Origin of the sequence: Protofrankia sp. Cj3, from assembly GCF_917627355.1 — a bacterium.
GTDB lineage: Bacteria > Actinomycetota > Actinomycetes > Frankiales > Frankiaceae > Protofrankia.
On the sequence record NZ_CAKJTR010000118.1, the window covers coordinates 15,655 to 17,365 of the forward strand.

Annotated in this window: 2 protein-coding genes; one reads left to right on the forward strand and one right to left on the reverse strand. The window is 63.4% G+C overall.

The genetic code is table 11. The features are described from left to right. Positions 1-436: helix-turn-helix domain-containing protein (locus MJ783_RS15825; RefSeq protein ID WP_370651648.1), on the reverse strand; the 436-nt coding region annotated here is incomplete at its 3' end. A gap of 652 nt (positions 437-1,088) precedes the next feature. Here MJ783_RS15825 and MJ783_RS15830 point away from each other — a divergent pair. Further along, on the forward strand, positions 1,089-1,424 hold the full coding sequence (locus MJ783_RS15830) for a hypothetical protein (RefSeq protein ID WP_239311213.1): 336 nt from the start codon (positions 1,089-1,091) through the stop codon (positions 1,422-1,424). Positions 1,425-1,711 lie beyond the last annotated feature (287 nt).

The window sequence follows — 1,711 nt, forward strand, 5'->3', positions numbered from 1 at the left end:
TATAGGAGGCCAGCGGCATCACTTTGCCCCCGACCAAAAACCCGGCTCCGCTTCCGGCAAGAAATGTCCGCCGGTCCATCGCCACAATAACCACCTCCCCGACGTGCGCAATCACCCGGTACTGGTCCGGCACGTCGCTATACGTGCTGTCCCTGCCGCGGTGGTGCGAGGCAATTGATGCGGCGCCAGCGGCAGGGGGCCTTTGCATTTCTCCCGCCGGCGGACGCTGGCGGGGAAGTTTAAACCACAACAGCTCTTCCGGGATGCGCAACATCTCGGCCCAGCGAATGAGCTTAGTGAGATCAGTTATAGGAGTGCCGGATTCGATACGGCTTAGCTGTGTCTGGGTGATGCCCATCCATCGTGCCACCATCTCCTGGGGCAAGGGGGCGCCGTGGTGCGGGTGGGTGCGGTACGCGGCAATGACGTGGCCCATGTGCCAGGCATCGAGGGCATCCCGGAGTTGGTCTGACGCTTCCCAAAATGTGGGCGCCACCTCCGGCGCTCCTGCCTCCAGCTCGACCGTCCGGCGCTGGCAGGGTCCGCACAGGCCCACGCTGTTGTCCCGTGCCAGCCGTTCCCCACACCGGCAGTAGCGACCCTGCCCCCGCTGCTCGCTCACCGTAATTACCGGCCCTCTCCGTCGTCTGCGGTGGGCTTCCTACCTCGCAGTCTAGCCGTTACGGTCCGTCGTCCAGACGTGCCGCGCATACCCGTCATGCATGGGATGGCTACTGCTCTTTAGCCAACGCGCGCAGTGTCCCAACCAGGCCCCGGTGCCGGGTTGAGATGGCGCAAGTTCGATCATGCCGGCCTCCCCGGCACCGGGCGCCAGCCAGACGGGGCTGACGGCGGACCAGCAACAGGAGGTAGATGGTGGGCGGCTGGATCAGCGGTTCGTGTTCGTCCGGGCCGGGGTCTGGGGAGAATATGGCTGCTCATCTCATCGAGTGCCAATTTGAAGCCGTACTGACGCAACTGGAGCTGCTGGAAGACAACTTTGCCTATTCCAGGAACGAACTCGGCGCCACGCCCCTTGAGCTGGCCGCCCTCCGCGAACGGCTGGAAAGCGTGACCGAGGAGGTCCGATGGATGCGCGACCAAATGGGGAAGCTCGTGGGACGGTTGGAGCACTCCAGAAGGCGGCAGCCCGGCGTATCCGGCCCTACTCCGTAATCAATGGGTACGGGGAACAGCTGGCCGCCTTTGCTGAGTGGGACGAGGCGCACCAGTGGGCGCACCTGACGGCCATGGACGACCAGGTAATCCTCCCGCTGGAGGTGGAAGACCGGAGCCAGCGCATTACCCGCCGCATCACCCGCGAAACCTGCGAGCTGATCGCCTGGACCATTTTCACCAAAATCTCCGGGTGTCCGCCAACGGAGTCGGAACCCCGGATACCGCCGTACACGCCGAGGGGGTGATGAGCATGGGAGGGTGACAGTATGAGCGACTAATCCGCGCCGCTTCCGGCGAACACCAGCCACTCCACGTCACAAGCCAAGCCCGCCCCTTCGAGTGTCCGGGGCGGGCTTGGTGGCGTCACATTTACCGCCGCGCCGGATGTATTAATACCATCGCCGGAGCGCTTGTCAAACTCGCCGTTTCACGGGCCGGTCATTGAGGCTGGCCGAGACCCCTATTTTGCGAGGTCACACCATCGCCTAATCAAAAATCAATACCTTTGAGCCTGGTGTCGCTTTTTGTTCAT